The following is a 24,273-nucleotide window of genomic DNA, read 5'->3' as shown; positions in this document are numbered from 1 at the left end:
GAATTACCCCAACCGACATAATACTGTTCTATTCAATTTCACATTCAACTTCAGTACCGTCCAGAAAAGTCACAATAATTTTTTCTCCTTTAAATACCGTCATCTTTTCAATTAGCTTAAAGTATAACTCTATATCAAACTCTGTTAATGTTGTAGCTTCCTTAAAAAGCTCAATAAACTGTTCTGTTTTATATTTTTTTAGAAGATTGTCGCTACCTTGCTGTCTCCACTTATTTATAAAGTGATCTTTATTTTCTAGTATGGCGTTAAATACATTTATAAAGGCTTGGTATAAAGTTCTATCATCTATATGCTTATTCTCACAGCTCTTTTCACCTTTAATGGTGTATTTTTTGTTGCATCTCCATATTTTTCTTCGAAGGCTTTCGTCTGTAGAGTTCCAAACCTTTCTGCCAAATGGGCTACCGCAATGGCCACATAAAACTCTTCCTGCAAAAGGATTATCAATCGTCGCATAATCGACTTTTACAATCCCGTGTTTCTCTGCAAAGGATCGCCTTCTCTCCATTTCTAGCTGAACCGCTTCCCACATATCTTTCGGGATAATCGCTGGATGGCTTTCTTCAACATAGTACCTTGGTATTTGGCCGGTATTTTGTACTCTCTTTTTCGTCAGATAATCGACCGTATAAGTCTTCTGAAGGAGAGCATCACCTTTATACTTTTCATTACTAAGCATTTTCCTTATGCTGCCTTCATACCATTTGGCTTTGCCATTCCAGTTTGGAACACCCTCACCTTCAAGCTCTCTTGCTATCCTGTTCGGTCCCTTTCCATCTAAATAGTCTTTATAAATCCTTCTAACTATCTTAGCTTGCTTTTGATTAACGATAAGGTTGCCGTCCTCATCTTTGTCATAACCCAGGAATTTTGTATGATTAACTGCTACTTTTCCCTGTTCAAACCGTCGCCTAATTCCCCATGTCGAGTTTTCCGAAATAGATCTACTCTCATCTTGGGCCAGGCTGGAAAGGATACTTAACAAAACCTCACCCTTGGCATCTAATGTGTTAATGTTTTCTTTTTCAAAAATAATGCCAATTCCTAAATCCTTTAACTGCCTTACAAAATTCAAGCAGTCCAATGTGTTTCTCGCGAACCTTGATATGGATTTCGTGATGATCATGTCAATCTTTCGATTCTTACAATCCTCTATCATTTTGTTAAATTGCTCGCGCTTTTTCGTATTGGTTCCTGAAATCCCTTCATCTGCGTAAATTCCTGCCATTTCATAATCAGGGTGGTTTGAAATGTAGGTTGTATAATAATCAACTTGTGCCTCATAACTTGATAACTGTTCTAATTGGTCGGTTGACACTCGGCAGTAGGCTGCCATTTTCTTTTTCTGGGGTTCGAACTGTTCTGAACTGATCTGGATGTTTGTGCTTGCTGGTATAACGGTAATGTTTTTTGCCATTCTTCAAGACCTCCTGTACAAGCGTTTCTTCTTTTATATTGAGCTCTCCAACAACTTCATCCTCAATCTTCGTTCCTGGACAAGCATTTTTTCCATTCTTAATGTAGTTGCTGCATTGCCAGACTACTTTTCTGCAGGGAAGTTTGCTATTCCAAGTCCTGCGCTTCAATGTCGCCCCACACTTTCCACAGAAAAGCTTTCCTGTTAGCGCATATCTATTTTGATATTTGCTTTTATCTCCTGTATTCCCCTTGGCTTCTGCTCGGGCTTTCATTTCTTTTTGCACCCTTTCCCAAGTTTCATTTGGAATAATCGGTGGGTGATTCTTTTCGATATAAAAACTTTCAACTTTTCCATTATTTCTGACAGTGCCTTGCTTTAAATGATCGGGTGTATAATATTTCTGGAGAATGGCATCCCCCTTGTACTTTTCATTTTTTAGTATGTTTAAGATTGTGCTCTCTTGCCAGTTGCCACCTGCAACGGTTGGTATCCCATCTGCATTTAATTCCTTGGCAATCGTAAATGCTCCTTTGCCCTCCAAGTAGTGATCAAATATCCGTTTGATAATTTCTGCTTCATCCTCATTAATAACTAAATTCCCTTGTTCATCTTTGTCGTAGCCGAGAAACCGATTTGTGTTTATCATCAGTTCGCCTCGTTCAAACTTCTTTTTAATTCTCCATTTCACATTTTCACTAATGTTTTTGCTTTCTTCTTGGGCAAAAGATGAGAGGACGGTAAGCATCAACTCGCCGTCCCCTGACAATGTGTTAATATTCTCTTTTTCAAATCGCACTTCAACACTTAGATCCTTCAGTTCCCTGACCTTTTGAAGTACCACTGTTGTGTTTCTTGCAAATCTTGAAATGGATTTTGTGATAATTAAATCAATCCCACCTTGCTTTGCGAGTTCTATCATTTTTTTAAATTCTGGGCGTTTGTCAGTAGTCCCGCTTATACCGCGATCTGCAAACACCCCCACAAATTCATAGTCCGGGTTTGTTCCAATCAATCTTTCATAATAATTAATCTGGTTTTCTAAAGACTCACCTTGCTTTTCATGATCAGTTGATACCCTAGCATAAGCACATACTCTTTTCTTTGTGTCTTTCACAATGGTTGGTTCTATAATTCTAACTCGCAATGAAGGCCCTCCTTTCTATCAATTTGGTACTACCATATATCACTCTAAAGGCCTTAAAAATCAAGTTAATAGAACCATTATTCGAATTTAATAAAGCCATCAAATCCTGCTGCTTTTAGCTTTTTAAGTATCGCCTCTGCATTGTTTTTCTTAGAAAAGGCACCCACCTGTACTCGATAATACTTATTTGCTTTTGACGGTTTTTCTGTTTTAGTAGATGAATTAATTACCGTTAGAGCATCCTTTTCAATCCAACTCATGATTCCAGCAGATTCTTTGCCATTGTTCTTACCAATGGTTTTTCCAAGTAGAACACAAGGCTTCCCACCTTTAATAACTGGTTTGCCATTTGAAACAATCTGGGTCACTTTATGATATGAACCTGTTTTTACCCAAGATGGAATGGTTGCTCCACCAGGGAAATACTTAGCTGTTGATGATTTTACTTCCACTACATCACCAACCTTAATGCTAGATGATGTTTCTGGATCAGCATTTGTTTCATTTAAAGCTGCTTTCACCGCTGTACGAAAAGTATCCATATTCTCACCATGCTTAGGGAACCAATGCATTACATCAGAATGGTTACTCGCAATCCCCTTCTCGTGTCCTTCTGAATGACAAATGATATCTTGTTCAGTGAGATCATAGGTTTTACACAATTGAACACAAAGTTGAACCGCATTTTGCCATGCTTTTCTAAAGTAGCTCTCATTCTTTTTGACATCATAGCCAACCATCGCAGATCCTCTACCATAAGAAAATCCACCCGGTTCACATATCTCAATCCCAATATGCGTGTTGTTTGCCCTGCCGCCAGAGTGCCATCCTCGATGGTTCCAAGGAAGGTACTGCCAAACTTCTTTATCATCAACAAAGGCATGAACTGCAACTTGCCTACTCGTTTCTCCCGCTTGGTATGATTTATTCCAGCGGTTGAACCAATCTGCAGCCATTACACCTGGTGTTGCAGTAGAATGAATCATAATGCCTTGGGGTGAAATTTTTCGCCCCGCTTTATAACAATCATTTTTAGTCATGAACCTAGTATTTAGTTTCATCTTTACCATCTCCCTTTTTCCCCTTCAGCTGGGCCAATATATCTTTGAGTTTTTCAGGAACAGGTAGCCCAATTCTAGAGGCATTTTCGATAATGCTAATCCCCTCATTTGAAAGATAAAAAAAGATGACCGCTGTGCGTATTGCACTACCGTCACCAATAATTTGGCTATCTATGATATGAGCCACACCTACTAGGAAGAAAATCAGCACTTTCTTAAAGATTCCTTTTGCTCCAATTTCACTAGAAAGGTGTTTCTCTATAATTGCGCTCATAATACCTGTGATATAGTCAATGACTACAAAAGCTATAAGTGCATATAACAAGCCATCAAAACCACCAAGCGCCCACCCTAACCATCCACCTGCTGTTACTACTATCACTTGTAAATACATCCATAATTCTTTCACACTATTTCCCCTCCCCATTAAAAAAACTTGGATACATGTAAGTCACCCAAGTCTGCTTATATTAATCATTTATTTGAGACACCCATTCCTTAATAAAGTTATATTTGTGATAAAATGAAAACGACTTTATATGGTTAGGTGTGAATTTTATTGAATTTGATTGAAAAACTGTACACATTTATTATTTTTACAGCGGTGATCATCGGTATCCTTATCGGCCAAGTTGAAGCAATAAGCACTAATGCAGAAAGCTTCATTGTACCGCTGTTAGTAGCTATGCTTTACATTACTTTCTTACAAATACCTTTCGAAGATATAAAAAAGTCTTTCAAAAATGGGAAATTCACATCAACATCTGTATTAATTAATTTTGTGTGGACCCCTATTTTAGCTTGGCTTTTAGCCTTCGTGTTTTTAGGGAACACACCAGCTTTATATATCGGATTCATTATGCTAATGGTTACACCTTGTACGGACTGGTATTTAATCTTTACTGGAATAGCAAAAGGGAACGTAGCATTATCAACCGCCATTTTACCTTTAAACCTAATTTTGCAGGTTATTTTGTTACCTGTTTATCTTCTTATTTTTGGTGGAACAACAGGAGTCATTGAGCTTTCCTTTTTAGTGGAAAGTGTGCTGCTTGTTCTGTTTATACCATTAGCTTTAACTTTTATTACAAAGTTTTTCTTGAAAAATAAAGAACAGTTCAGAGATAATCTTCTAACTCGATTAAGCGTATTACCTATTATTTTTCTCAGTCTAGCGATTGTTGCTATGTTTGCTTCTCAAGGTCAGTTATTACTTGAGAACCTAGACTTAATGTTGAAAATAACAATTCCAATTCTTTTGTTCTTCATTCTAAATTTCATTGTTGGCCAAAAAGTTGGACAGGTGATGAAGTTTTCTACTGCTGATAGCACAAGTTTAAGCTTAACAACGTTGGCTAGAAATTCACCCATTGCTTTAGCCATCGCAATGACTGCATTTCCCGATCAACCTTTAATCGCCTTAACATTAGTGATAGGTCCGCTATTGGAGTTACCTATCTTAGCAATAATTACGCAGATTTTGATATTTAAAACTAAAAGGTAACTTTCGTAGAAAATAAAAAGAACACATCACAATAACAAATGATGTGTTCTCTCTTATGTCAGTTTTTCAGAGTAACCTTACCCAGCACAACAAGATAATTTCGATACGTCTTTATCAAACGTAAGTGCTGCCAATTTCAAACCTTCTGCCATTGTTAAATATGGGGCAAGGCTATCTTTTAAGTCTTCTACAGTCAACCCAAATTTAACAGCTAGTGTTGCTGCATAGATGACATCCCCAGCATTTTCAGAAACGATATGAACGCCGAGTACTTTCAACGTTTTTGCGTCAGCAACAAGCTTAAAAACTCCCGTTGTTTCCCTATTCACAATCGCTCTTGGAACGGCATCTAAAGGCAATACAGATGTTTTAACTTCATAGCCCTTTTCCTTTGCTTGCGCTTCTGTTAAACCGACTGTAGCAATAGAAGGGTTCGTAAAAGTAACACCTGGTACTACAGATAAATCTAGCTTTTTATTTAATCCCCCAATTGCATGATCTGCAACAATTCCACCTTCATATGCTGCAACATAAACAAATTGAGGGCCTAAGGTTACATCTCCTGCTGCATAAATCTTTTCATTACTAGTCTGAGCAAATTCATTTATTAAGACTTCTTTCCGTTTACCTACTTCAACACCGGCGTCTTTCAAATTGAGCGACTCTGTATTTGGTTTTCTACCAGTTGCAACAAGTAACTGTTCAGACTCAATCACTTTTTTCTTTCCAGCGACCGTGACATGGACCTTCTTAATATCTCCTTCTTGTTCCACATGATCAAAAGTTGCTCCTTTTACAAGGTTAATCCCCTGCTCTAATAATGCTTTTTCTACTGCTTCTGAAATCTCGGGGTCGTATTCTTTTAAAAGACGCTCGCTTCTTTGCATCAGCGTCACTTCCGAACCTAAGTTGTGAAACAATTGACCAAGTTCCATTCCAATATATCCAGATCCAATAACCGTTAACCGTTTAGGAACTTTCTTTAATTCAAGTAATGTAGTGCTTGTTAAATAGTCCACCTTTTCAAGACCTGAAATTGGCGGTAACGATGGGGATGCTCCCGTTGCTATTAAAAAGCGTTTTGCTGATAACTTTTGACCATTTACTTCAAGTGTATTTTCATCAACAAACTTCGCTTCACCCTCAATTAAATCAAACCCGTATTCATCGATTAAATCTACATATTTTTGATTCTTCAGCTCACTAACCAATTCATTCTTTTGTTTAATTAAAGGAGCTAATTCCACTTCTCCTGCAGATGTTTGCAGTCCTGTAAATGGGTTAACTTTTGCCACGTGATTGATTTCCCCCGCTCGAAGGAGGGTTTTTGATGGAACACAACCGATATTTACACATGTTCCTCCAACTGTGCCTCGTTCAATCATTCCAACTCTGGCCCCGTATTCGATTGCTTTAATTGCAGCAGAAAAAGCCGCTCCTCCTGAACCAATAATTAGTAAGTCGTAATCTCCTTCGTTCCCTAATCTTACCTCTTCTTGCGATGAAACTTCCTTTATTTCTCCAGGCTGATATTTTGCTTCATCAACTGCCTTTTTAGCTGTTTCAACATCTACGTTGTCCGGAAGCTCAAATACAGCTTCACCTCGGCGGAAATTTGCCTCAATGTTTTTAGCACCAGCATTTTCTAAAGCAACGGAAACATGTTCTTCACACCCTGTACAAGTCATTCCTTCAATGTTTAATTTGAATTTTTTCACGTCTTAGCCTCCTCCTGTTTTATTTTTCCTCGCTTCTTATTTCATAACCCAGATCTGTGATGACTTTTTTCACTTCTTCTAAACTAATTTTAGATGGATCATAAGTAAGTGTTGTTTTTCCTGTTCCTTCAACCTCAATATGTTGAACACCCTCTTTATTAGAAACGGTGGACCTCACCGTAAAAGCACAGGATGCTCAGGTAAAACCATCTATATGAAATGAGACCGTTTCAAGGGATTCTGATTGGGCTTCTTCCAATGTAACATTGCTTTCATTAGTCGTATTTCCACACCCTGAAATGATTAAGACCCATCCAATAATGAATACATAGATAACTGGTTTCATTGTGCCCTAAAACCCCTGACTAAATAATGTATAGAGAAGTAAAACACCAGAAATAACTGTACTTATCCATAACAATTTTTCTGTTTTCTTTGATCGTTTATTTTGTGTCCATACAAGTATGTGAGCGACAGCTAGCATCATTATTGTGATTATAATAAACCACATTCTATAAGGCGCAAAAGCTACCGCAAGTGTTCCAGCTAAACCACTTAGACCAAGTGGTATTAAAATCGCTAAGCCAATTCAACAAAAACTTGCTAAAAAGGCTGTAAACATAGAAGCAACTGCAACAAATCTCCCTTTCATCCTTACGTCTCCTTTTTTGATTGTTCAAATTTTGAATAAGAATAATAAATTAACCCAAGAAATACAACTAACACTGGGATTAATATATAATCTAGGTACCCTGTCATAGCCCCAAGTCCAACAGCACCTAGTAAAATGACCAATATAGGTGTTGCGCAACACAAAAGCACAATGAGCGTTCCAACTATACCCGCGACAAAGGTCTTTTTATGTTTCACTTTCATCACTTTCCCTTTTTCCATCTATCAGCACTTCAATAATGGGACATGCATGTAACTCTTTTTCATCAGGACAGCACTTTTTTAAATTCTTTAACATCTCTTCTATTCGCTTTAAATCTTCAATTTGTCTTTTTACTTCTATCTCTTTTTTTGAAACAAATTCAAACATATCTCGGCAACGAACTTCATCTTTATCTACAATACCTAGTAGTTTATAAATTTCATTTAATGAGAAACCAAGATCTTGCATTCGTTTAATAAACCCTACTCGTTTCACTTCATCTTCTGAATAAATCCGGTAACCAGCATTTGTTCGAGTGGATTCTTGTAATAAATCTTTCCGTTCATAATATCGAATGGTTTCTTTATTTACACCACATTTCTTTGCAAATTCACCTATCTGGTAGCTCATCTCATTCACCTCACTTAAGATTATAAACCGTGTACCATAGTACACAGTCAAGTACCAGTGTGAACTTTTTCTTTTAAATTTAATACTGCGCATAATACACATAGCCACTAGCCTTTACATAGAAGCCATCTCCAGGAACGTAAATGGCACCGCCAAACGTATCATATGTGGATGTCGTAAATCCCGGTTGTTCGACACCTTCCCATGTGAGCCCATCAACCGATACATAAAGCATACTTTCTTTAAAGATAGCGAACTTTCCCCAGTCTGCCATCCAAATGATATTCTGTGGGTTGGGAATATTATTATCAGCAAGATCTCCCACATGAGTTAAATTAGATTCTGTTAACTCAGTAGCGCTATCATTCATAACACAAAGTTTTACATCATAGATTCCATTCACGTAACGGTACTTCATTACAAATAGCTTATCGTTAACAGACCTAATGAACATATAAGAAGTTTCATTTAAATCTTCAGGAATGGTAGTGGTCCATGAACCTGGTGTCGCTGAACTAGCAACCGCAATCGATTTGTCTCCACCCACTATGCCTACAAAGTTCCCCTTGTGAGTAGTCATGTATTTAAAGAAAGGAACCGATGAACCATCAGAGCCAACTAATGTCCAGGCTGTTCGTTCTAATAGTGAATCAAAACTGTAGTACAAAGGAGATTTATAGTACCACCAGCTGACAACTCCTGAACCTCTTTCCATATCATAAGCGCCCGTTGTCATCGCATTTTGGGCATTTTGACAGTAACCACTATTGTTCCAAGTGATGCCATCAAAAGACGAGATGATGTTGGCATAACCGGTTATCTTAGCTATGAATACACCCCCGCTTGAATAAAGGATTTCAGGTTCACCATAATTCCACCAGGTTACATCTGACAACGTCCATTGACCAGTCGTCTTATTATAATAGGACATGTATGGTGTTTTTGCATGATACACAGCTATCTGAGCGTTGCCATTGTCATAGACATTGATTTGCTTTTCACTGTTATATTGCGTGTAACCAAAGCTGCTGTATGTTTTCTTTGTCCAATTCAAGGTGGGGATAGGAAGAACGAGGCCACCCCTGCCACCAAAGGCAGTCCAGATGGCTAATGTATTATTAAAATTTCGATCGTAGCTCATCCTTATCCCACCACCCTATCAATTGCTGTAATTCTTCCACTGCTATCTGTCGTGTAATTATAGCTTGCTGTTTCTCCATCTACGTAGGTGACATCAAATTTTGCAACATCTACCGTCAATGTAGAAACTTCTTTTAGTAACAATTCCGAGAAAATTTCTTCTAGAGTAATACTTGTAATTCGTCCACTGGTGTCAGTGATGTAGCTGTATTGCGCATGATACTGTTGTGTATCGCCCTTTTCTACTTCATAAGTTACGTTAATAAAACTAGTATCTATCGAAAGGCTTTTAACAATAGTATAAGAAACTCCTAAATCATTTACTTGGGTCTGAAGCCCATCAACTGAACTACCGACCTGTGTTATAGAGGTTTCTACTGAATTCATCGAACTTTTAATTTGATAAAATGTATCCGAAATACTTGGTTTGTACCGCCCTACTTCTACTCGAATGTCATAACGATAGAAAGGGTTATATTCCAAAGATATAATTCTCGTTTTCACATCAATTCCAAGTGGTCTAAACACAATGTGTACATTATCTCCAACTGAAAGGCTTAATAGCTTAAAAAAGGAAATGTGATAGGAAGATGCATTTTCCCTTGAATCATGGGAAACCGATACATCTGTAACGTTTTTGGTGTCCATAACCAACTTGTATTCACTATTTCCTCGATGACTTCTAATGTTAATTTTATAACCATCATATTCGATTTCCCCACCCAAGATGGCTATGTACTGCATAAGAGCAGACCTTCTTGTCACCTCTTGGTTGATTTTCATCGTGCAACTTTGTGTAAACTCTACAATGCCAGCTGAAAAAGGAGTTCCTGATAATAGCTGGGTCAAACCAGCAGCCGGATCTCCTGTAAAATCAAACGTATCAATTTTATAAATATCATCATTTAAGATGTACGATACATGCTCACAAGTTACCGAACAAACCGGTAGACTTCCTTGCAGTGACTTTGTTATTTGTACGATTTCAAAATACTGATCATTTATTTTGGCTAACTGTTTCGTCTTTAAAGCGAGGGCAGATTTGGCAAGCACAGTAAACGATAGTGTAAATTCCCCCTCAATTGTTTCTCGCAAATTGGCGGACATCACTTTTCGAATGGTCTGTATTAACGTGTTTCCTGCAAAAACTTCTATCATGACCCCGCAACTCCTAAATTCCTCACCGTTACAGTATTTTGATTCCACTGTAGCTGAGCTATAATCCGAGTTAAAACTGTTCCATCAATGGTAAGTGGAATCGTAACATCTAATAAAGAGCCATTAGCTCCATTAGCTGAGGCATTGATTTGACTGTTTAAATCCATGTCAAAATCGGTTGGAATAGCTCCTTCCATATCTTTTTCCACACCTCTCATGGCATCGGTGAAACCAACACCAATTCCAGCACCCATGTTTTCACCGATTCCAGCAAATACTTTTGAAGGAGAGTGAATGCCAAGAACACCCTTTACATTGCTCACAATTCCACCAACAAAGTTACTCACTTTATCTCTTATCCACCCAATCATTGAAGAAATTCCATTCCAGAGTCCTCGAACAATATTTACTCCTATTTCACCTATCGAATAGACCGCTTTTCCAAGACCAACTAAAAGTGCAGAAACAATCTGTGGTAATTGAGCCACTAATTGTGGAACAGCTCGAATAAGCCCCGCTGCTAATTGAATAATTAACTTAATCCCCATCTCTACAATCTTAGGTAGGTTCCCTGTGATAAAATTAATGATTGTTGAAATTATGGTTGGAAGGGCTTCTATTAAACTAGGTAATGCATTTAATAACCCGATTGCTAAACCTTCAATAATTTTAAAAGCTGCATCTAATACCATATCGAGATTATCTATGAGTGTTTGAACAATTAAAATCACCGCTTGAACAATCGATGGAATGAGGTTCGGTAATGCTTCACCAATTCCTGTTGCAAGTGTTACGATCATGGTTAAAGCAGCTTCAATCACTGCTGGAAGATTGGCAATAATGCCATCTACCAAAGTTAAAACAAGATATAGTGCTCCTTCTGTAATTTGAGGTAGAGCCTCAATCAAACCCTGAAGGAGAGTGGTTACAATCTGCATGGCTGCATCAATTATGGTCGGCAGATTATCAATTATGGCACCAGCAATAGACATCACAATTTGCAGTCCTAAGGTAACCAATTGAGGCAACTGCTCAGCGATAATTTCTGTGATGCCAGCAACTGTCTCCCCAATAACCTCTGAAATTTTATCGAAATCTCCATCAGCTGCATTAATACCATTAGAAAGATTTGAGAATAGATCCGTGATTCCTGACGACACTTCTCCTACTGCTGGTAAAAAAACACCTTGTAAAGAACGTTTCACACCCTCAATACCATCAGTCAGATTATCGTATTTCACTTCAGTTATTTGGGCCAATGCATCACCGCTGGCTAGTGTACTATCCTTCATATTGGCGAGAACAGGTAGAACATTAGCCTCTAAATCTTCAAATTGAGTACCAAACAGCTGCACACCAACCGTATTTTTTAGCAAGGGATCCTTAATTTCCTGAAGTCTTTGAACAACACTGTAAAAAGCATCATTAGCAACTTCGCCACCCTGAGCAAATTTACTGGTCATCTCTTCAGCATTGAGGCCTAAAGCAGTGAAAGCTTCCATGCTCGTTTTGCTTCCATCTTTTGCACGGATATTGAACTCTTTAACGGCATCTCCGACCTTATCGATACTAAACGCTCCACTTTCTGCACCATTTACTAAACTAGCAATGAACTCATCTGCGCTAAGCCCGAGCGCTGAATATTGAACAGAGTATTCATTAAGCGTATCTAATAGATCACCATTTTTATCGGCTCCATTTTGGGCACCTGTCGCAATGATATTATAGGCTTCCTCTGATGAGATACCGAAGTTTTTCATTAGAGCACTTGCTGCCCTGGCTGACTCCTGCATTTCAAAACCAAAGGTATCCCTTAAAGCAAAACCGGACTCAGTGGCTTTTTCTAATTCTTCACCCATGAGTCCAGTAACCTTTTTAACCTCTGAAATACCTCTAGCAACCTCTTCCAAGTTTTCACCAAAATTATGCTTGTACACGTTTTGAGCAATCTCACCTAACTCTTCAAGTTCAGCTCCTGTAGCCCCGGTTGAAGCAGAGATCTGATTAACCGCCATATTATACTCATCACCAAGCTTGATAAGGCTAGCCCCAGTTGCAACAGCAGCTGTTCCAATAGCGGTTACTGCAGCACCTATCGTCACTCCGATTCCCTTTAGCACACCACCTGCTTTTTCAAAGCGGTTAGCTGCGTCTTCTGTTTGCTTTGCAGCATTCTCAACTTCATTAGCAAACTCTCCTACTTCACCTTCTGCAGCATTAGCACTATCACCCATTTCATCAATCGATTGATTAGTTTTATCTAATTCCCTCTCCATTTTGATTAAGTCGGACTTGGCGTTATTAAGTTGAATTTGCCAGTTTTGAGTTCGCTTATCGGTTTCTCCAAAAGAGTCTGCAGCATTTTTTAGTGCTTTTTCTAAGGTACCGATTTTGTCTTTCTGGGCATCAACCTTCTTGTTTAACACATCACTTCTAGCGGTCAGGGCCTCCATCGATTGGTCCTGCTTATCAAACTGTGAGGTTACTAGATTCATTTCACTGCCTAAAACTTTGAAACTGCGGTTGATATCTCTTAGGGAATTCTTAAATTCCTTTTCACCCTCAACACCGATTTTTAGACCAAAATTATCTGCCACGATTCCACCTCCTTCCCTCAAAACATAAAAAGACACCCATTCGCTGAGTGCCTTCTCCTATATTCCTATTGGTATCACATCGTCAATGGATAAGTCTTTCCTTGGTTTTACTATTCCGTTAAACTGCTTATGGCACTCCCATAAATCCATCAAGTATCCAAGTGGCATCAACCAAACTTCATCTTCCCTACGATTTAATAATGCCGTTCCATAATAAATAAGTCGGATAAACAACTCTTCATCACTTACCCGACTTCTCCGTTTTTTGATGGTTCACTCTCGATATGTCGTTTTGTGCCTTTCATCATGCTAGCCATAATCGCATTCTTATACTCTGCTAATTCAAATGGAGTGGTCAATAGTTCGATTTCTTCTTCCGTCAGCAGGTCTTTCTTAGCGTCTTTATTTCGTAAGTTATGGATCAAAATCGATTGATTCGCTAACAAAGTAATCAGCCAAACTACTTCATCTAAAGCTAGCTCAAAGTCCTTAGTATTCATCAGTTTGTTTCCGAGATTCTCAAGACCGCCATACCGCTTAGCAATTTCTTTTGTAGCCTTCGTGGTCAAAATCAACATATAGTCTTGTCCACCTATTTCTATCACAGCACTTCTTTCATCCGCTGCAGGATCAATCTCCAAAGGTTTAGCTTCTACATTTCCAGTTCCCATTCTCCCTCATCCTCTCCAGCTTAAGATACCGTTACCGTAGCCACAGTCGTTGTTACATCACTAGCACCAGTTGAACTCAACACACAGTAATAATAGTAAGAACCAGCAAGAAGATCTGTTGGAATATCAAAGCTTGCAGACGTTTCACCATTGATAACCGTTCCACCAGTAGTGCTATCCACTGTATTTTCATACCACTGATAGGTTACTGGATAGCTTGTATTAGTATCTGCTACAACGGATAGGCTTCCAGAAATACTACCTTCCGTTACATTTGTTATGTCAGCTGGTTGTGTCGTAATCGTGATTGTCGGTGTTACTGGTGTAAAATCCGGTTCATAAACAGTGCTAAACCAGTTGGTAATAGTATCTTGAGCAACGCCATTGTCTCCCTCAGTAACTTCAGATTTCCAAGGATGTTTACTTTCTGCATCCAGTTTATTTCGTCTAAACACTGTCCCTTCTATGGTGGGACTACTAAAGGTAATCGAATCCCCTTTTGTTGCAAGGCTCGTTGTAGGAATACTAAAAATAACTCGGTATAGCCAAAAGTAGCGGTACTTTCCATTCGATTTTTTCGCACGAAAGCCAATTGCAACCGGATTCCCTCCATCCTCACTTCTTGATACAACCACATTGTTGCTATCAATCTTTGAACCTGTTAAATCCTGCGCCACGATTGAGCCAATATCATCAATTCCAAGGCTTAATGTTCCACTCTTAAATTCCTTTACCACTTCAGATGCGCCATCATCGGCATATAGAATTGCTTCAATGAGCTCAACACTTAATTCAGCTGTCATGGCTTTAGCTAATATTTTAGGTGTTCCATAACTTTCAACACCATTTGCATCTTCGGTGATTTGGGCATAATATAATTGATCAAGTCCTATTGTCGCCAACTAAATCCCCTCCATTTCATATTCTTTCATTACGTCAATAGCGTAATGGTGATATTTTGTATCATTCTCAAAACCGATATATTGTCGATCTGTAATGATTATTTCTGCCGCTAGAAGTGTGTTTGTCAGTTGCTTTTTAAGGGCTGAATAATTTTTCTTAGAAAACAAGGACAGTCTTGCTTCCGCAATAACGGAATGAGCTTGATTATCCGCATAAAATTCTAGCCTATCTGACATAGGTGTTATCACTACATACTCATCAGGTGGTTTTCCTGAGAACACTCCTGTTTCAATTGGGATGCCGATGGGCTCTAGTAGGCTATTTAGTTCTTTTAATAAACTCATAGTTTCCCAATCTCCTTATCCAACGCTTTCTCCATTGCTTCAGTACATGCTTTTCTTGTAGCCGACTTTGTTGGTTTCAGCCAAGGTTTAGGCGGTTGACCTGATTTTCCATACTCCAAAACAGCTGCTTTTAAAGCATTTGATACGCCCTTACTATCTTTAGTAGTTGGAACTCCAACACGGAGAGTCCAGTTACCCTTATGATCCAAAGCAGGCTTTGTTGTTTCTAAGGATTGGACCAGTTCTCCTGTAGATTCAGAAGGTTCCTTTGTCCCTTCTCCAATCCTAGCAGTTAGATTGCTTTTTGCTTTCTTAATAACAGGATCTGCACCAGCTTGTAAAACTCTTGGTGCAATATTGTCAAATTGGTTATTGAGTTTAGATAGCTTTTCTAAAAATTCATCCGGCATTTTAAATGTAGCTCTAGCCATCCTATCACCCCTTTGAACCTGTTACTTTTTCAGCTAATACTTCTATATACATCCCTCTTTCCTTCAGGTCCTCAACACTCAATATGTTGTATTGCTCGTTCTGGCAATCAATCTTCATTTCAGTTGTGACCTGGAAGCTTCGAGGTTTTCTAAAACGAAAAAGCGATGTAGCAGATGAAAAACTTGCTCGATTCTTCCATGCTTCGTTCCCATGTCTATCTTCTTTATAAGCACGTAAGGAAGCTATAACAGTATCTTCTTCAGTCGCAAAACCTTCTCCATCTTTCATAATCCTAGTTTCAACAATGTCTATTAGAGTTCTCATTTTCCCAAAACTCATATGACCACATCCCTGTTTAACCGTAGAAGCATATTCACTACATGCCATACTTGCTGGCTGGCCTCTACTTTATCTGCAAAGAAGCCACCTGTGCTACCGTCCCGACTTTCATAAAAGTGAGACGATAGCATAATGACTGCTTGTTCGGTCGTTGGATGCATGGGATTGCCATCATAATAGCCATCCGACTTCTTTTGATAACTTTCTGCATAAGAAATGGCAGCAGTGATGAAGCCAGAAAGCAGAACATCGTCTTCATTGTGATCCAGAATAAGGTTCTGTTTTACCTTTGATAACAATTCCTCCATCACCGTCTACCCCCTTAGACAGATTTCATCAGTCCTGCTGCTTTCAGTTTTGCTATTAGGTTATTAAAGTCAGTAACAAGACCAGCTACATCTGCAGCAGTACTATCTGCTTGAAGTGCAGCTGGACTTAATGGTGTTCCATCAAAAGCTAATTTACCTTCTGGAGTTATATCTAATTCCCCACCGATAACAGTTCGCTCTCCACCTTGTTCAGTATAATTTTTTACATTACTCATGATCTACCACCTACACTTTCTGTTGAAGTACTTTAATCGCTTCAGGAAGAATTAACTTTCCATCCACCCGTTGTGTTGCCTTAAATCCAACTTGACCCGTTGCAGCATATAATTCATTTAATCGTTGGAAAGAACGTCCTTGACGATCCGCGACCCAGTAGTATCCGAAGTCACCGAATGCAATTGACTTAGTCCCCGCTGCAACAGTTGGCACATAAGCTGAGGTTTTCACTGGCCGATTTAAAATAGTATCAGGTTGCCCTGCTTGGACTGAAGGCTGCCATAAGTATTGACCACTTCCGTCTTTTAACTTTCGAAGTAATTTGACTGTTGCATCATTCATGACGAATACAGCCTTTTTACGGTATGGCGATTTCAATGAATAGAATAAGTCCATAATCTCATCTACTGAAACAGCGGTTGCTGAAGTCGCAGTAACCCCAAGTTCCGCTCCACCCGTTGCATTAAAAATGCCAGTCGGTTTTCCGGTACCATCTCCAACAAAGAAAGCTTCTTCTTCTCTGGCACCAATCCGTCTGGCAAATTCTTTTGCAATATACGATTCAAGGTTAAACACACTGTCATTCAATAATTCTTCCGAAACTTTAATCATGGTGGCGAGCTTATAGGCCCCAATTGAAACCTGACCAAAGCTATCATCTGATTCTGGAATCAACCCTTCTTCATCAACCCATGATGCGGTTCCTTTTGAAGCTACAACCGGAATTTTTCGATCTCCTGATGAGGTTGTAATAACTTTGGCTAATGAGCGGAAGATATTTTCCTCTTCTAGGGATTGAATCAATGTTCTTTCAAACTCATCCGGAGCTAGGTAACCACCTTCTGAATCCGTCCCAACATGGAGTGCATTCTTTACATCATAACTACTTTTGTTTCTCATCACTTTCCAGAACGATTCTCTGTATTCATCAGTAGCTCTTCCTGTTTTTTGTCCTTCAACACCCGTTGGCTTGGATGTAATTGGTTGGTTAACCGGCTTGGATAGTTCTAGGTCAATGGCCTGTTGTCTTTCCAATCGGTCGATTTCCTTACCGAGATTAACAACTTCTGCTTCCATCTTCTCATAGGTAGAAGTATCTTCAGCGGAAAGGATCCCGTCTTCTCCTCTTTTAGAATCAAGAAATGCCTTCGTTTGCTCCCATACTTTTGCTCGTTTTTCACGCAGTTCTAATACTTTACTCATTCAAATCTCCTCCTTAAAATTTCAAGAGGTCTAGCCTCTTGTCCAATATGGTGATGTCTGTTCCTGTTTTCTTTTGTGGCAGTTTGTGTAAAAAGGAATTCACCACCGCCATTTTGTTATAAATAATCCCTTCATCCGAAGAGTCTTTCTCGCTTTCGTTTTGGAACATGATCTCATCAGCAAAACCTAGCTCTACAGCTTTTCTAGAATTAAACCAGCTTTCATCATCCATCATGTGCGAGAGCTTGGTCCTTGAAAGACCCGTCTTCAGTTCATAAGCATTGATAATACTTTCTTTTACCTCACTTAACATCTGGATTGCTTTTTTCATTTCTGCTGTATCTCCAAAAACAATGGTCATCGGATTATGGATCATCATCATGGAGACGGGTGACATATGAACTTCCCCACCTGCCATCGCAATAACTGAGGCAGCACTAGCAGCTATTCCATCAATCTTTACAGTTACATCTCCTTTGTAATCCATAAGCATGTTATAAATTTGACTCGCTGCAAACACATCACCGCCGGGAGAATTAATCCAGATAGTAATATTACCACCATCATTGTTTAGCTCTAACTTAAACTGTTTTGGAGTCACTTCATCACCAAACCATGATTCTTCAGCAATGACACCATCAAGATAAAGTGTCCTGCCATCTTCGTTTTTTACCCAATTCCAAAACTTCTTCACGATTTATCCCTCCTTGTACTTTTCTGTCCAAGCTCCCGCTTTTGACATATCGACAAAGTTTCCGTTAACTAAATATTTATCTCCACCTTGTTCTTCTGGAATCATGTTCATCTCTTCTAGCTCTCGGATATCATTCGCTGACATTACTCCGTTTTGTCGCATGATTTGATAAAACTGTGCTCTTGACCCTGCATCTCCTCGGAGCCTTCCATTCAGATTAAACTTGATAAAGTACTCCTTCTTATCTGTTTCACTTAACAGAGCCTTCTTCATGGACTGTTCAATTCTTGTCACCCAAGGCATGATCGTATTATCGATAAAGCTAATTGATTGATGTTCAATATTACTGAAAGTCGCTTTATCCAAATTAGCTACTAGATGAGGTGGAACCCGAAAGATTCTACAAATCTCTTCTGTTTGAAACTTCCTTGTTTCCAAGAACTGAGCTTGTTCAGGTGGAATGCCAATACTTTGAAATTTCATCCCTTCCTCAAGTACTGCAATTCGATGGGCATTGCCACTTCCTTGGTAGACCGCATTCCAGCTTTCTCGAATTTTCGCAGGATCCTTGACCACACCGGGATGTTCTAAAACACCACCGGGGTTTGCTCCATTAGCGAAGAACCTGGCCCCATATTCCTCGGTTGCAAGCGCCATTCCAATCGCATTTTTAGCCATAGCGATCGGTGAATACCCCACCAGACCATCAAAGCCAAGCCCTGGAATGTGAAGCACTTCCTCACTTCGAAGGATGACTGAACCCGTGTCTTTTCGGTATTCATAATAAAGCTCACCGGTTGAGGTTCTATCTACCGTCATCCGGTCAGGAAGCAAAGGGTAAAGAGAAAGCACATTCCCTCTGCCGTCCCGGATAATCTGCACATACGCATTTCCCCATAATAAAAGATGACTCATCAGTGTTTCTCTAAACACGAACGAAGTCATCTCGGCATTTGGCTCATCATGGAGCTTATAATATAAATTGTTTTCTACTGCTTTTTCTTTTCCATTATCAGTGTATCTGTATAGATGAATTGGGAGACTTGCAATCGTTTCTGCTAGAATTCTCACACAAGCATATACTGCGGTGGTCTGCATTGCAGTTCTTTCATTAACAGATTTCCCGCTAGTTGTACTACCAAAGAAAAAGCTATAGGTGCTTCCTAAAAAACTATTTTTTGGACTAGCTCTAGATTGAAATAGTCTTGACATCAGTGGGATTTTCATGATCTTCACCTCCAAAATTGGGCATAAAAAAAGCACCCACTTTTCAGCAGATGCACGAATTGATTATTTTCTTGTTCATAGAAAAAGGAGCAAACATGTAGTCTTGCTCCTCCCTCAAATAATATATAATATTAAGACACTGCTCCTGTCTTCACAGGTTTTACTATACAACATCGCCAGTTTGAATTAGATACTGAAGAGCTTTAGGTAGCACGCTGTTTTTAACCAACTGTGCATTTTCTCTAAAAAACATCGAGCTCATTTGACGAATATTTTCGTCCACATTATCTGCAATTTTAATTGATTGTCTTTCACATGCATCATTTACAACATTGCATTCAACAAAACGATTCTTTTTGTTTCCATGAATTAACATGAAGTCAAATAAAACCTTACCTTGCCCTATACTCACTACGCTATCCAGCTTCGCCAAATCACTAAGGGAGCTACGATAACTTGTCGCAATCAACAAATACTCATATGGGGCATTATTTAGTTGAATCACATCAAAATTAGTCATAATAACCACCTTCTCCCTTAGTTATTTTATGCTGTAATATACGTATATGTGCGTTCAATCAAATCAATGACTTCGTTTACAATCTGATCTGCTTCTATTTTATCCTCTAAAATACGAGTAGTAAATATTATTTGTTCCGAATGAAATAAAGTATGGCGATTTTTCTTCAAGTAATTATAAACTTCCTCAAGTACTTCTTTGCTTTTATGATTAGATAATCTATCGACAGTGTCTTTCTTTAAAGCGTGTGAATCATTTCTTTTTATATATCTATAATGACTACCATATTGCTCTCCATATTTATGCCCAATTACGATATTCTCTATACTAAATATATGCATTAGATACCCTTCTAAAGCGCGTAGTGCTGGAAAAGCGTAACAAGAATAATCTTCCACTTCCATTCCCGCTTTTCTTAGCCCAATTGCAGGCGAAAGAATCTTAAATAACGTGTCATCAATCTTTCCATATGTGTTTGGCATTAACCTTTGAAGTTCGGTTCGAGTATCTTCGACTTTTACATCCACTTCATGAAAAGAATTATTAGCTTCAACAACGTCATTCATACTGATTTGCGGGCAGTATGATAGAAATGACAATGCTTCGGTATAAAGATAAGCCGGTTTCCCTTGCAAAACAACTTTACCTGTTTCATAAATATTTATGTTTAATCGGTCACCTTTGGTGCTCATAAATTTACACTGTTCATATTTTGGATTTTCATGCTGAACGCGGTCTTTTTCAGTATTTTCTAATCCTTCTAAAAAGTCCACAAGTTTATATGCCCAATCATGATTCACCCTAAACGTATGGGATTTTGAAACACCAGTATCTTTATAATCACTCAACTCAATAATCCGCTCTTTAAGTACGGAGGAAAATTCCGTATTTTTACCAGTTGGACTCATCGTTGTTGTCCCATTATTCTTACAATGAAAGTTTAAAGAGCACGCCTTGTTATTTACTGTGAAATTACACTTATTTACGTTGCCCTTCTCTTCTAGACATATGAAATGAAAATCATCATTCCATTCTTTGTTTCCAGCAGTCTTAATAAGTTCTATTAAATCGGAAGAGTCTACATAAATCCCAATATTTTTTGGTTTTTCGGAAATAATATTTACTGAAGTCTCTTTAGTTTCTGCTTGCATAAAAGCTTCTTTAGCTAATTTATCTGCCAAATCGTTAAACTCATCACCAGAGTGGCTTTTAACCTTAACAAATTTAACATTCACATCATTTTTTATACTTTCAAAATATCGTTTGTAAGCAATAGTACCTGTTTTTTTGGCTTGCCACTCACCTGTACACCATTTTGAAATGCCTTCGTAATCATGATAAATTATCAGGCTCTTTGCTTCGTTTTCAACAGCAAAAGCCATAGCTCTTTCAGAACCCTTAATTTCACCCGCAACATTTCTCATGGAAACTAGGTCAGGGTCACTAAACTTTTCAGCAAAATGTGATTGCTCTCCTTGATAAAAAATAACTGCACCGTAAGAAAACTCAGAGCTCTCTTGATTGAAACTACCATCAACATAAGCTACAACCTCAGCTTCTACTTCTTTTGTACTATCTTTTTGGGGATGGGCAGTTTCTTGTGAACCAGTCAAATAGTCTTCAGCCTGTACTTTACTGGTAAAGCTTTTATATTCTGCACCTGGGTACCCGTGTACATTTTGTTTGCATTCATCCCATGTAGTAAAGATCCCAGTTCTTTTGCCTTGTTTTACTGCATAGTATTTTTTAGCCACATGTATCACCTCTCCTGTAAGTACAAATTTCTTAAAAAGTATATTAATGAAAAAATACGAAAAAGTGCCTTACAGAATGGAGATTTAAGAAAATCTATCTTTAAACAAATAAACAACCAGTTTCTAATCAAAAACTAGTTGCCCAGGCACAAATGAAATAGTAATTTCTGTCTATTAATCTGTCTATGAATCTAAACTTCTATTATTATACGTGATTTAAGGGTAGTTTGCAATGAAAACAAATACAATGTATGATTCTGAGCTCATAGTATCAAAATCCCTCGACCATCATAAACACTATCTCTATTTTCATTCCTAATTGCACGATCCAATGCCATAATCAAAGCAACCGCTCCATCAATGCGTTCTGTACTTTTCTCTTTATCAGGTTTAATGTTCCCTGCTGGGTCGGTTTTGATGAAAATGTTATCCATCATCCATCTTAAAACCGGATTACCACCGTGAACGATTCTTTTCTCAAGCGTAATTTTCATCAATTCTTTCGAGGCAGGCGACATATCCTTGTAACCTTGCCCAAACGGAACAACGGTGAAGCCCATGCCTTCAAGGTTCTGAACCATTTGTACAGCACCCCATCTATCAAAAGCAATTTCTTTAATGTTGTACTTTGTTCCTAGTTCTTCGATGAATGCTTCTATGAATCCATAATGAACGACATTACCCTCTGTTGTTTTGATATAGCCTTGCCGTTCCCAAATATCGTATGGAACATGGTCTCTCCGCACCCTTACTTTCAGGTTGTCATCTGGTATCCAGAAGTAGGGTAAAACAATAAACTTTTCATCATCTGTTCTTGGTGGGAAAACCAATACAAAAGCGGTAATATCAGTTGTGCTAGAAAGGTCCAGCCCTGCAAAACATTCTCTTCCTCGAAGACTATCTAAATCAACCAGATCATCACAAGCATCCCACTTCTCCATTTGCATCCAACGAGTCGATTGCTTCACCCATTGGTTCAATCGCAGCTGCCTGAAGATATTTTCTTCTGCTGGATTTTCTTTCGCACTGATAAATGCATTTTTAACTTTCTCTATGTCAATGGTATGGTCCAATGATGGATTGGCCTTGTACCAGTTCTTTTCATCTGTCCAATCATCGTCATCTTTAATTCCGTATATGACCGGATAAAATGTAGGATCAATTTTTCTTCCTTCCAGAATATCTACTGCTTTTTGATGTACTTCATAGCAGATTGAATTTCGATCTGTACCAGCTGTCGTGATTAAAAAGAACAGTGGCTGAAGCCGGGCATCCCCAGAACCTTTTGTCATTACATCAAATAACTCGCGGTTTGGTTGAGCATGTAATTCATCAAAAACAACGGAATGAACATTCAGACCATGTTTTGTATATGCTTCTGCCGAGAGTACTTGATAAAAACTATTTGTAGGTTTATAAACTAATCTTTTCATTGACATGACTGGCTTAAATCTTTTCTTTAAGGCTGGTGATTGTTCTACCATTTCAACCGCAACATCAAATACAATCGATGCTTGTTGCCTATCAGACGCACACCCATAAACCTCGGCTCCCCACTCGTTATCACCACAAGTCATAAGAAGTGCTACTGCAGCTGCAAGTTCACTTTTCCCATTCTTCTTTGGTATTTCAATATAAGCAGTGTTGTATTGACGATAGCCATTTTCCTTTACCGTGCCGAAAAGATCCCGAATTATTTGGTCCTGCCATGGAAGGAGGTCAAAAGGTACCCCACGCCACTGACCTTTCGTATGTTTTAAACAGTTGATAAAGTTAACAGCGTGTAAGGCTTTTTTCTCGTCATACACCTTAACCACCACCTTTAAAAAGCATAAACTCCATTGGATCATTTGCATCCGTGGGTTTATCAGCCGTAATTCGACTTCTTGATGAAGGGGTTAATCCAAACTGCTCACAGAAACGGTTCATGATTTTTAGATAGCTTTGAGCGATGGAAACCTGTGGCACCTGTTGCCAGTACCCTGAAGGAGTTTTTACAATCGTTCCATGCTTGGAGATAAACTCTTCTGCCTCTTTCCACCTTGCAAAAGCTTGGCAATATCCTGCAAATGCAGCCATGTCTACTTCTGTCAGAATACCTAGCTGTTCCAGTTGCTTAACCATTCTACGCCACTCCTTCTTGGCTTCAGGTTCTAACCAAGTTGGGCATCTCGGTGCCTTCTTTTCAGGTTGGGGCTCTTTCAGATTAAGGTCTCTCTTCCCAGGATTACCTTCTAATTGTTTAATGGCTGTAGGTTTTGGTTTCCTTCCACGTTGAGCCACAGGCGCCACCTCCTTTCCAATTTGGCATAAGAAAAGAGCCTACCTTCTGATAGACTCCGATTGTTTCATTTCTTTTAGTTCTTCCAAAATTCCATCTTGAATTCGCCATCAAATGCTAACCATCGAACTTCTCCATCTTCAAGTTGTAAGACTAGCATGCCCGGTAATAAATGTATTTCATTTTCTTGGTATCCCGCTTCTTTCAATTCTCGCTTTTGCTGAAGTAACAGTTCCATTCCCCTCACCGCATCAACGTTTCCTTGTAACATCTGAACCCTATCTCTAATCATAGAAACAACCTCCCTGTGTT

Annotated in this window: 28 protein-coding genes and 1 pseudogene; 1 reads left to right on the top strand and 28 read right to left on the bottom strand. The window is 38.7% G+C overall.

Annotated features, from left to right (window positions below; all coding sequences use genetic code 11):
* Nucleotides 1-28 precede the first annotated feature (28 nt).
* The 4 genes from ACH0QE_RS07905 to ACH0QE_RS07890 all read right to left on the bottom strand — a co-directional run bounded on the left by ACH0QE_RS07905 (nucleotide 29) and on the right by ACH0QE_RS07890 (nucleotide 4,055).
* A complete protein-coding gene (locus tag ACH0QE_RS07905) occupies nucleotides 29-1,339 on the bottom strand; it encodes a recombinase family protein (RefSeq protein ID WP_415800148.1) in 1,311 nt (436 codons plus the stop codon).
* On the bottom strand, nucleotides 1,302-2,585 hold the full coding sequence (locus ACH0QE_RS07900; protein WP_415800147.1) for a recombinase family protein: 1,284 nt from the start codon (nucleotides 2,583-2,585) through the stop codon (nucleotides 1,302-1,304). The genes ACH0QE_RS07905 and ACH0QE_RS07900 overlap by 38 nt, the downstream gene beginning before the upstream one ends.
* A gap of 77 nt (nucleotides 2,586-2,662) precedes the next feature.
* Nucleotides 2,663-3,646, bottom strand: a complete 984-nt coding sequence (locus tag ACH0QE_RS07895; RefSeq protein WP_415800146.1) for an N-acetylmuramoyl-L-alanine amidase — start codon at nucleotides 3,644-3,646, stop codon at nucleotides 2,663-2,665.
* A complete protein-coding gene (locus ACH0QE_RS07890; RefSeq protein ID WP_415800145.1) occupies nucleotides 3,630-4,055 on the bottom strand; it encodes a phage holin family protein in 426 nt (141 codons plus the stop codon). The genes ACH0QE_RS07895 and ACH0QE_RS07890 overlap by 17 nt, the downstream gene beginning before the upstream one ends.
* A 150-nt stretch (nucleotides 4,056-4,205) precedes the next feature.
* Here ACH0QE_RS07890 and ACH0QE_RS07885 point away from each other — a divergent pair, with 150 nt between their 5' ends.
* Nucleotides 4,206-5,150: an arsenic resistance protein gene (locus tag ACH0QE_RS07885; RefSeq protein WP_415800144.1), complete on the top strand. Its 945-nt coding sequence runs from the start codon at nucleotides 4,206-4,208 to the stop codon at nucleotides 5,148-5,150.
* Nucleotides 5,151-5,227: 77 nt separating this feature from the next.
* Here the strand turns inward: ACH0QE_RS07885 and merA are convergent, their stop codons facing one another.
* From merA to ACH0QE_RS07765, 24 genes and pseudogenes are all read right to left on the bottom strand, one after another.
* Entirely contained in the window at nucleotides 5,228-6,868 is a 1,641-nt protein-coding gene (gene merA / locus ACH0QE_RS07880) for a mercury(II) reductase (RefSeq protein WP_415800143.1), read from the bottom strand.
* Between the two features lie 19 nt (nucleotides 6,869-6,887).
* Nucleotides 6,888-7,052: pseudogene (locus ACH0QE_RS07875) on the bottom strand (heavy-metal-associated domain-containing protein); the annotation flags it as partial.
* Nucleotides 7,053-7,064: 12 nt separating this feature from the next.
* Nucleotides 7,065-7,214 (bottom strand): hypothetical protein, encoded by a 150-nt coding sequence (locus tag ACH0QE_RS07870; RefSeq protein WP_415800141.1) that lies wholly within the window; start codon nucleotides 7,212-7,214, stop codon nucleotides 7,065-7,067.
* Nucleotides 7,215-7,220: 6 nt separating this feature from the next.
* Nucleotides 7,221-7,520: a putative mercuric transport protein gene (locus tag ACH0QE_RS07865; RefSeq protein WP_415800140.1), complete on the bottom strand. Its 300-nt coding sequence runs from the start codon at nucleotides 7,518-7,520 to the stop codon at nucleotides 7,221-7,223.
* A gap of 2 nt (nucleotides 7,521-7,522) precedes the next feature.
* Entirely contained in the window at nucleotides 7,523-7,744 is a 222-nt protein-coding gene (merF, locus tag ACH0QE_RS07860) for a mercury resistance system transport protein MerF (RefSeq protein WP_415800152.1), read from the bottom strand.
* Entirely contained in the window at nucleotides 7,728-8,153 is a 426-nt protein-coding gene (gene merR / locus ACH0QE_RS07855) for an Hg(II)-responsive transcriptional regulator (RefSeq protein WP_415800139.1), read from the bottom strand. The genes merF and merR overlap by 17 nt, the downstream gene beginning before the upstream one ends.
* A gap of 79 nt (nucleotides 8,154-8,232) precedes the next feature.
* Nucleotides 8,233-9,294, bottom strand: coding sequence for a hypothetical protein (locus ACH0QE_RS07850; protein ID WP_415800138.1), 1,062 nt, complete (start codon nucleotides 9,292-9,294; stop codon nucleotides 8,233-8,235).
* 2 nt (nucleotides 9,295-9,296) lie between these two features.
* Nucleotides 9,297-10,451, bottom strand: a complete 1,155-nt coding sequence (locus tag ACH0QE_RS07845; protein ID WP_415800137.1) for a hypothetical protein — start codon at nucleotides 10,449-10,451, stop codon at nucleotides 9,297-9,299.
* Nucleotides 10,448-13,048 carry a phage tail tape measure protein gene (locus ACH0QE_RS07840; RefSeq protein ID WP_415800135.1) on the bottom strand — a complete coding sequence of 867 codons (2,601 nt, stop codon included), beginning with the start codon at nucleotides 13,046-13,048 and terminating at the stop codon, nucleotides 10,448-10,450. The genes ACH0QE_RS07845 and ACH0QE_RS07840 overlap by 4 nt, the downstream gene beginning before the upstream one ends.
* Before the next feature lie 245 nt (nucleotides 13,049-13,293).
* A complete protein-coding gene (locus ACH0QE_RS07835) occupies nucleotides 13,294-13,719 on the bottom strand; it encodes a hypothetical protein (protein WP_415800134.1) in 426 nt (141 codons plus the stop codon).
* Between the two features lie 20 nt (nucleotides 13,720-13,739).
* Complete coding sequence (locus tag ACH0QE_RS07830) at nucleotides 13,740-14,621, bottom strand: major tail protein (RefSeq protein ID WP_425325077.1); 882 nt, start codon at nucleotides 14,619-14,621, stop codon at nucleotides 13,740-13,742.
* The gene (locus ACH0QE_RS07825; protein ID WP_415800133.1) at nucleotides 14,622-14,966 is read right to left on the bottom strand and encodes a hypothetical protein; all 345 of its coding nucleotides are present in this window, start codon (nucleotides 14,964-14,966) and stop codon (nucleotides 14,622-14,624) included.
* Nucleotides 14,963-15,397: an HK97-gp10 family putative phage morphogenesis protein gene (locus tag ACH0QE_RS07820; protein ID WP_415800132.1), complete on the bottom strand. Its 435-nt coding sequence runs from the start codon at nucleotides 15,395-15,397 to the stop codon at nucleotides 14,963-14,965. The genes ACH0QE_RS07825 and ACH0QE_RS07820 overlap by 4 nt, the downstream gene beginning before the upstream one ends.
* Before the next feature lie 4 nt (nucleotides 15,398-15,401).
* Nucleotides 15,402-15,737, bottom strand: coding sequence for a phage head closure protein (locus ACH0QE_RS07815; RefSeq protein ID WP_415800131.1), 336 nt, complete (start codon nucleotides 15,735-15,737; stop codon nucleotides 15,402-15,404).
* Nucleotides 15,734-16,045, bottom strand: a complete 312-nt coding sequence (locus tag ACH0QE_RS07810; protein ID WP_415800130.1) for a head-tail connector protein — start codon at nucleotides 16,043-16,045, stop codon at nucleotides 15,734-15,736. The genes ACH0QE_RS07815 and ACH0QE_RS07810 overlap by 4 nt, the downstream gene beginning before the upstream one ends.
* 14 nt (nucleotides 16,046-16,059) lie before the next feature.
* On the bottom strand, nucleotides 16,060-16,281 hold the full coding sequence (locus tag ACH0QE_RS07805; RefSeq protein ID WP_415800129.1) for a head fiber protein: 222 nt from the start codon (nucleotides 16,279-16,281) through the stop codon (nucleotides 16,060-16,062).
* A gap of 10 nt (nucleotides 16,282-16,291) precedes the next feature.
* Nucleotides 16,292-17,485, bottom strand: a complete 1,194-nt coding sequence (locus tag ACH0QE_RS07800; protein WP_415800128.1) for a phage major capsid protein — start codon at nucleotides 17,483-17,485, stop codon at nucleotides 16,292-16,294.
* 13 nt (nucleotides 17,486-17,498) lie between these two features.
* Complete coding sequence (locus ACH0QE_RS07795) at nucleotides 17,499-18,179, bottom strand: head maturation protease, ClpP-related (RefSeq protein WP_415800127.1); 681 nt, start codon at nucleotides 18,177-18,179, stop codon at nucleotides 17,499-17,501.
* Between the two features lie 3 nt (nucleotides 18,180-18,182).
* Nucleotides 18,183-19,400 carry a phage portal protein gene (locus tag ACH0QE_RS07790; protein ID WP_415800151.1) on the bottom strand — a complete coding sequence of 406 codons (1,218 nt, stop codon included), beginning with the start codon at nucleotides 19,398-19,400 and terminating at the stop codon, nucleotides 18,183-18,185.
* A 169-nt stretch (nucleotides 19,401-19,569) separates the two neighbouring features.
* The gene (locus ACH0QE_RS07785; protein ID WP_415800126.1) at nucleotides 19,570-19,926 is read right to left on the bottom strand and encodes a type II toxin-antitoxin system RnlB family antitoxin; all 357 of its coding nucleotides are present in this window, start codon (nucleotides 19,924-19,926) and stop codon (nucleotides 19,570-19,572) included.
* Nucleotides 19,927-19,952: 26 nt separating this feature from the next.
* Nucleotides 19,953-21,680: a viroplasmin family protein gene (locus tag ACH0QE_RS07780; protein WP_415800125.1), complete on the bottom strand. Its 1,728-nt coding sequence runs from the start codon at nucleotides 21,678-21,680 to the stop codon at nucleotides 19,953-19,955.
* Nucleotides 21,681-21,943: 263 nt separating this feature from the next.
* On the bottom strand, nucleotides 21,944-23,530 hold the full coding sequence (locus tag ACH0QE_RS07775) for a terminase large subunit (protein WP_415800150.1): 1,587 nt from the start codon (nucleotides 23,528-23,530) through the stop codon (nucleotides 21,944-21,946).
* On the bottom strand, nucleotides 23,490-23,963 hold the full coding sequence (locus ACH0QE_RS07770) for a phage terminase small subunit P27 family (protein WP_415800124.1): 474 nt from the start codon (nucleotides 23,961-23,963) through the stop codon (nucleotides 23,490-23,492). The genes ACH0QE_RS07775 and ACH0QE_RS07770 overlap by 41 nt, the downstream gene beginning before the upstream one ends.
* Before the next feature lie 74 nt (nucleotides 23,964-24,037).
* Entirely contained in the window at nucleotides 24,038-24,253 is a 216-nt protein-coding gene (locus ACH0QE_RS07765; RefSeq protein WP_031536909.1) for a hypothetical protein, read from the bottom strand.
* Between the last annotated feature and the right edge of the window lie 20 nt (nucleotides 24,254-24,273).

The organism is Mesobacillus sp. (assembly GCF_047739415.1).
Classification (GTDB): domain Bacteria; phylum Bacillota; class Bacilli; order Bacillales; family Cytobacillaceae; genus Mesobacillus.
This window is presented reverse-complemented; position numbering and strand designations above follow the sequence as displayed.